The organism is Shimia gijangensis, assembly GCF_900142085.1.
Taxonomy (GTDB): Bacteria; Pseudomonadota; Alphaproteobacteria; order Rhodobacterales; family Rhodobacteraceae; genus Shimia; species Shimia gijangensis.
Window position 1 is genome coordinate 1 of the sequence record NZ_FQZQ01000049.1, and the last position, 6774, is coordinate 6774.

General features: G+C 55.8%; 7 protein-coding genes. 1 reads left to right on the forward strand and 6 read right to left on the reverse strand.

Features of this window, described 5'->3' with window-relative positions; translation table 11 throughout:
• The 6 genes from BUC32_RS19690 to BUC32_RS19715 all read right to left on the reverse strand — a co-directional run.
• Window positions 1–631, reverse strand: a 631-nt coding sequence (locus BUC32_RS19690) for a M15 family metallopeptidase (protein ID WP_073257271.1), incomplete at its 3' end; no start/stop codon positions are given.
• Between the two features lie 39 nt (window positions 632–670).
• On the reverse strand, window positions 671–1447 hold the full coding sequence (locus BUC32_RS19695; RefSeq protein WP_073257274.1) for an amino acid ABC transporter ATP-binding protein: 777 nt from the start codon (window positions 1445–1447) through the stop codon (window positions 671–673).
• A gap of 22 nt (window positions 1448–1469) precedes the next feature.
• The gene (locus BUC32_RS19700; protein ID WP_073257277.1) at window positions 1470–2798 is read right to left on the reverse strand and encodes an amino acid ABC transporter permease; all 1329 of its coding nucleotides are present in this window, start codon (window positions 2796–2798) and stop codon (window positions 1470–1472) included.
• Window position 2799: 1 nt separating this feature from the next.
• Window positions 2800–4017 (reverse strand): amino acid ABC transporter permease, encoded by a 1218-nt coding sequence (locus tag BUC32_RS19705; RefSeq protein ID WP_073257280.1) that lies wholly within the window; start codon window positions 4015–4017, stop codon window positions 2800–2802.
• Between the two features lie 99 nt (window positions 4018–4116).
• A complete protein-coding gene (locus tag BUC32_RS19710) occupies window positions 4117–5157 on the reverse strand; it encodes an amino acid ABC transporter substrate-binding protein (RefSeq protein WP_073257283.1) in 1041 nt (346 codons plus the stop codon).
• A gap of 216 nt (window positions 5158–5373) precedes the next feature.
• Window positions 5374–6300, reverse strand: coding sequence for a LysR family transcriptional regulator (locus tag BUC32_RS19715; RefSeq protein ID WP_083599437.1), 927 nt, complete (start codon window positions 6298–6300; stop codon window positions 5374–5376).
• A 341-nt stretch (window positions 6301–6641) separates the two neighbouring features.
• On the opposite strand from BUC32_RS19715, the gene BUC32_RS19720 reads away from it, so the two are divergent.
• Window positions 6642–6774: transposase (locus tag BUC32_RS19720; RefSeq protein ID WP_175556981.1), on the forward strand; the 133-nt coding region annotated here is incomplete at its 3' end.

Consider the following 6774-nt stretch of genomic DNA (forward strand, 5'->3'; position numbering starts at 1 on the left):
TCAAATTCAGTCTTCGCCATGCTACTTCTCCTATTTGCAGAAATAGGCTCAGCCTAACCTGCTGGGTGAAGCAGCCGGTACATCCCATTAGCCGATCACCATAGGAAAAATGCCACCATTCCTCGGGATAATTGATCATCCCGACGCCATGCATCGCCGCGACCAGCATGTCGCGATTCTTGCGAATTTCAGGCGAGACAGGCCAATTGGTCGGTGCGACCCCGGTGAGCCCTTTCATCAGACCGCCAAATTCCAGCTCAGTGCGATCCGTGCGTGCCAGTTTCAGATCAACTGCCGCACCCGCCTGATGTCCGCTGCCAAACCCATCGGGAGGAGAGACCCAACGCGAGGATTCGGCGTAGATTTGCGCGTCGCTCCAACCAGGGTTGTTTTGGGTCACACTGGCAATAACCGGGTTCCACAATTCCCATTGCCGCGCACGTGAGCGGAACGTTTCGAACACCATAAGGCACAACCCGTCGGGCAAGGCTTCGGAACACGCGATGACCTTATCGCAGACAACCCGTCTTATGCGCCAATCGTCTGTTTCCAGTGGATTAAGGAACAATCGGTCGGTTTCGACAAAGGTCACCAAATCGACGGGGTTTTCGCATTCGGTTACGGTGATCATGTTGTTTGATCCTTTGATCAGCAGGCCATGAATTGATGGCTACAAAATCTGGCTGAGAAACAGCTTTGTGCGCTCGTGTTGCGGGTTGTCAAAAAACTCGGTCGGCCCGCTTTGCTCAACGATGTCACCTTCATCCATGAAAATCACCTGATCGGCGATGGTCCGGGCAAACCCCATTTCATGGGTCACCACGATCATTGTCATGCCGGTGTCGGCCAGCTCGACCATCACATCCAGCACCTCTTTGATCATTTCGGGATCAAGCGCGCTGGTGGGTTCGTCAAACAGCATGATCTTGGGGTTCATGCACAGGCTGCGGGCGATGGCGACGCGCTGTTGCTGCCCGCCGGATAATTGGCCTGGGTATTTGTCGGCCTGCTCGGGGATTTTGACCCGCTCGAGATAGGTCATGGCGGTCTCGACCGCGTCGGCCTTGCTCATCTTGCGGGTCCAAATCGGCCCGAGGGTCAGGTTTTCAAGAATGCTCATATGCGGGAACAGGTTGAAGTTCTGGAACACCATGCCGACCTCGGTGCGGATATGATCGAGGTTTTTCAGGTTCTTGCCCAGTTTGATCCCGTCAACGATGATATCGCCTTCCTGGTGTTCCTCCAGCGCGTTGATACAGCGGATCAGGGTAGATTTGCCCGATCCGGAGGGGCCGCAAACGACGATCCGCTCGCCCTGATGCACCGTCAGGTCGATGTCCTTGAGCACATGGAACGACCCGTACCATTTGTTCATCTTCACGATCTCGATGATGACCTCGGACGAGGCGGCCGAGGCCAGTTGGGCCTGCGTGAGTTCTATTGTCATGGGGGTTTCCTCAAATGCCGGGTCAATGCTGATCCCCCGCCGAAAGCTTCACTTCCAGATGACGGCTGTATTTCGACATCGAAAAGCACAGGACAAAAAACAGGAACGCGCCAAAGATCAGCGGCTCCTTGTGCAGGCCGAGCCAGGGCATGTCCTTGCTGATCGAGCGCAGCATGCCAAGGATGTCGAACAACCCGATGATCGAGACCAGCGTGGTATCCTTCAACAGCCCGATAAAACTGCCGACAATGTTGGGGATCATGTGTTTCAGCGCTTGCGGCATGATGATCAGCCCGGTCGTGCGCCAATAGCCAAGCCCGATGGTATGGGCGGCCTCGTATTGGCCCTTGGGAATGGCCTGAAGCCCGGCGCGCACGGTTTCGGCCATGTAGCAGGCATTGAACAGGATCACCGCAATGATGACCTGCACCAGCTTGTTGAGGACAAACCCTTCCGGCATGAACAGCGGAAACATCGTTGTCGCCATGAACAGCACGGTGATCAGCGGCACCGAGCGGAACACCTCGATAAACGCGACGCATAAAACCCGCACAACGGTCAGTTTGCTGCGACGGCCCAGGGCCAGCAGGATACCGCCGGGCAAGGACGACGCGATGCCAATGCCCGAAATCACCATGGTCAGGAACAGCCCGCCCCATTTGGTCCAACTGACAAACTCGACCGTCCAGCTGAGTTGCCAGACAAACACTGCGGTAAAGACAACAAATAGAAGGGCCAGCAGGATATTGCGCTGGGTCTTGTCAGGTGCGGTGGACTTGCCCAGAACACGCAGCACAAAGTCCGGCAGGAATTCGCCCCATAGCACGCCGGTCAGCATATTTGCGGTATTGGCGATCAGCGCGACAATGGCACCGCTGACCATGACCTGCATGAACAGACCCTTGTCGCCTCCGGAAAACAGATAGCCGGCAAGAAACGGGTAGAACACGACGACACCCGTTCCGACCAAAACCTTGCCTTTGACACGCCCCATCCACAACGGCGCCATCCACAGCACCAGCAACACAGCGCCCACATTGATCCGCCAGATCTGATCCCGCGGGTAGCGGCCGTAAAAGATGTTGTCGAGCCAGTCGATCACCCCGGCCCAACAGGCCCCGGTCAGGCTATTGTCATAACACGCGCGCCGGTTTTCGGCGACAAAGGTTGCATCGGTGAACCCCCAGTTAAAGACGCCGGTCACAGTGATGAAGACCAGATAGCCAGTGAGCAGGGTCAGGATCGCATTGAACCACGAGCTGAACAGGTTCTTGTGTATCCAGCCAATGACTGATCGCTCGCCCAGCGGCGCAGCGCGGTCAGGGGTTTTTGTGGCAGTGATGATGGCCATATCAGCGCTCCACCAGCTGAACGCGTTTGTTGTAGATGTTCAGAAGCCCGGAAATCGACAGGCTGATGAACATGTAAAACGCCATGGTCATGCCAACCAATTCGACCGCATGTCCAATCTGGTTCAGCGTGGTTTGCATGAACAGGGATACGATGTCGGCATAGCCGATGGCGACGGCCAGCGACGAATTTTTGACCGTGTTCATCCATTGTGAAATCATCGGCGGTACAACCGCCGGCATCGCTTGCGGGATGACAACCATCGACATGATCCGCCCCGGTTTCAGCCCGATGGAAAGCGCGGCCTCGTGCTGTCCCTTGTTGACCGACAGAATACCGGCCCGCACCGCCTCGGCGATCTGTGCGGCATGATAGATGCTGAGCGACACAAGCAACGCCAGGAAGGCCGGTGGCACGCTGGTTCCGCCGGCAAAATTAAAGCCCTGTAGCGTTGGCATATCCCAGCTGAGCGGCATGCCGGTCAGCACAAACACCGCACTCGGCAGTAAGAACATCAGCGCAAGCGACGGGACAAGCGTTTTGATTTGCTGGCCGGTACGCTCTTGCAGTTTGCGCGCGCGGCGGCGCAGCATCACAACCACGACAAGGGCCGCGCCCAGTGCCACAAGGGTCAGCCAGAACAGCCCACCCATGATCGGCGTTGCCAGATATAAGCCGCGGTTGTTGAGCAGCATCATCTCGGCGCCCAGCGAGAGATCTATTGTCTTTTTAACTGCCGGAAGCAGGGAAAACACGCCGATATACCAAAACACGATCTGGATCAGCAGCGGTGTATTGCGAAAGATTTCGACAAACGCCAGCGCCACTTTCGACACCAGCCAATTGTTTGACAGGCGCAGAACGCCAATGAAAAAGCCCAAGCCCGTGCTGATGAGGATGGCCAGAAACGAAACAAACAGGGTGTTCAACGCCCCGAGCAGGAAGATCCGGCCATAGGTGCCGACACCGGGCGTGTGGTTGATCAGCTTGAAATCAACATCAAATCCGGCTGAGGTGCTGAGAAAGCCAAAGCCGGTCTTCATGCCGCGCACGTCAAGATTGTGGGCGGTGTTGGAGATCAGATACCAGATCAACCAGCCAAAAGTCCCGGCGGTCAGAAGTTGGTAAAACACCGATCGAACACGCTCGTCATGGAAAAAGTCGAATGACTCTTTCGGTCTGGCGCGGTTTGTCTCTGTCTGTGGTACGGCGTCGGTCATTTGTGGCCCCCGATACAGCGTCCGCCGTCTGCTTTTATGACTGCGGACCCTGTGAAAGATTGGGTCGCCGGAGTTATCCTCCAGCGGCCCGTTGGTGCCTTAGCGCATAGGCGGCGAATACATCAGACCGCCATTGGTCCACAGTGCGTTCAGAGAGCCAGCCCGGTCGATGCCGATCCCCAGTTCGCCGTGGCCCATGTAGGCCTCGTAGATTTCACCGTAATTGCCCACTGACTTGATGATGTTGTAGGCCCAGTCTTTCTTGAGCCCCAGACCTTCGTTCAGGTTGCCCTCGGCGCCCAGCATACGAAGCACATTGGGGTCTTTCGAACTGCCGCGCATCTCTTCAACATTGGCCTGGGTGATGCCCAGTTCCTCGGCGTTGATCAGCGCAAAAATGCTCCAGCGCACGATATCGGCCCATTGGTTGTCGCCATGGCGCACGGCAGAGGCCAGCGGCTCTTTTGACAGGGTTTCGGGCAGGATCATGTGTTCAGCAGGAACCGGGAAGGAAGCGATATTGCCAGCCATCGAGGATTTGTCACCCGTAACCGCATCACAGCCGCCATTCAGATAGGTATCGTCGCGCACGTTGTAGTCTTCAAACGTGACGTTCGAGATGCCCAGCTCGTTGGTGCGGCTGAAATCGGTCAGGTTCAATTCGGTCGTGGTGCCGGTGGTCACGCAGACCTTGGCGCCTTTCAGCTCCAGCGCGCTGGTGATGCCGCTGTCGCGCCGCACGGTAAACCCTTGTCCGTCGTAAAAGTTCGGCGACAGGAAATCGATGCCCAGTTGAGTGTCACGGGTCAGGGTGTGCGTGGCGGTGCGCGACAACATATCGCTTTCGCCGTTGGCCAGAGCGGTGAACCGCGCCTGGCTCGACACCGATTGAATTTCCATTTTCGTGATATCGCCAAAAATGGCAGCGGCAACGGCCTGACAGACCGAGACGTCAAGCCCGTACCAATTGCCATCACTGTCGAGGTTGTAATACCCGGCAGATGGCGGGCCGACCTGACAGCGCAGATGTCCGCGTTCCTTGACGATGTCCAATGTGCTTTGCGCCGAGGCGACAGTTGCGCCCATGATGGCAACCGCGCCCATGGCGGCAAACGTCACAATTCGAGTTCTTCGTTGCATTCCGTGATCTCCCAGTTGGTTTTGTTTTTGTTGGTCTTGTTTTGCCAAACTGTATTGAGGCCGGTGCAAAACCGTCCAATGCCGATGTCAGCGCGACTCATGCACAAAACACATCACCGGTGGATGTCATGCGTTTTCGGTATGGAATTGAAAGAGCACCGAACGCAGAGATTTAGCTGCATTCCGCAATAGGCTCGGAAAAGATAGCTCAGCCTATCAGCCTTGGACCTCAGAGCATAACGTTTTCTTAAGCAGGGCCTGCCAGAACGCCTCGATCTTTGGTTCGCTGAAGGCAGTGCACCGATAGATCTTGATATCAACAACAAGGTCATCGTCCTTGCCCGCCGCGCGGACAAGCCGCCCTTGGGCAAGGTCATCGGCGACAATGGCCCCGGGAATCCAGGCCACGCCATAGCCTTCGATTGCCATGGCTTTCATTGCCGTCGCAATGCTGGTTTCATAGACCGTCGTGAAGATCAGGTCGCCATAGGTGTTCTCAAGATGGCCTTTGACCGGCCACAGCGAAAGTGTCGATGCCGTATGAAGATAGGGGATCGGATCAGTTGGCCGATCAGGTAACCACCAAAGCGGCGCTCCGGTTGCATCCGGAGCGACGACCGGCACTAACACCTCCTGTCCCAGTATCAGAGATGAGAGTTTTTCCGCATCACTGAAACCGCCTGTGTTTGGGTCTTCGTAACAAACAAACAAATCCACTACGTTTTCTTCAAGCGCCCCAAGGTATTGGGCGATGGTGCCAAAATCGGTTCGCACGATAAACTGATCGGTGTCGATAAATGGTTGAAGCTGCTTCAGCCATGCAGGCATGAAAAACTGCGCCAGTGTGCTGAGCGTGGAAAATCGGATTTTTTCTTTCTCGCACGAGATTTTCGCCACGATGTCTTCACGCGTTTGATAAGCAAGGCTGACAATGTCCTGCGCCACACCAGCAAAGTTTTCTCCCGCCTCGGTCAAGCAGATGGGCTGACACCCCCGATCAACCAAAGGCGTTCCAACCCAGGCTTCCAGCGCCTGAATTCGACGGCTGAAGGCCGGCTGGGACACGTTGCGCTGTTCCGATGCAATGCGGAAATTTCTATTGGCCGCCAACGCCAATAAATCCTCCCGCCATTTGATATCCAAGGAGTCGCCTGCTTTCTGGACGCCGCTAGATCGGCGTGTGCTGAGAGTACCCTAGTCGCAATTTTATCAAAAAATACTCTGGTGATGGTCCGCCCCGGGCAGAGGGCCTTTCTTTCAACACGTGTAGCGGTACTCCCATCTGAAAAGCACCGTAGCCGCACTTATAAGGCAGTCCAGGTGACCTCCGGCACCGAGACCCCAAAGGCAGACATTCGCTGCTCTGCAGAACAAGTACACTCTGGGCTGATTGTGTTGAAAAACTCTTCCTTGATTACTGAAGTGGTCCGGCAAAACTGGACAGCGTGCTAAGGTGTATCCAACACGAATGAATGGATACGAGAATGACGAAGCGACGGAACTTTTCCGACAAGTTTAAAGAGACTGTGGCGTTAGAAGCGTTGCGTGGCGACAAGACGGTGCAGGAGATCGCAGCCAAGCGCCAACTTCACCCGACACAGGTAAGCACGTGGAAGC

Excerpts from the sequence above, each read along its gene's own strand:
- BUC32_RS19695 (WP_073257274.1), bottom strand. The coding sequence starts at position 1,447 with ATGACAATAGAACTCACGCAGGCCCAACTGGCCTCGGCCGCCTCGTCC.
- BUC32_RS19705 (WP_073257280.1), bottom strand. The coding sequence starts at position 4,017 with ATGACCGACGCCGTACCACAGACAGAGACAAACCGCGCCAGACCGAAA.
- BUC32_RS19700 (WP_073257277.1), bottom strand. The coding sequence starts at position 2,798 with ATGGCCATCATCACTGCCACAAAAACCCCTGACCGCGCTGCGCCGCTG.
- BUC32_RS19710 (WP_073257283.1), bottom strand. The coding sequence starts at position 5,157 with ATGCAACGAAGAACTCGAATTGTGACGTTTGCCGCCATGGGCGCGGTT.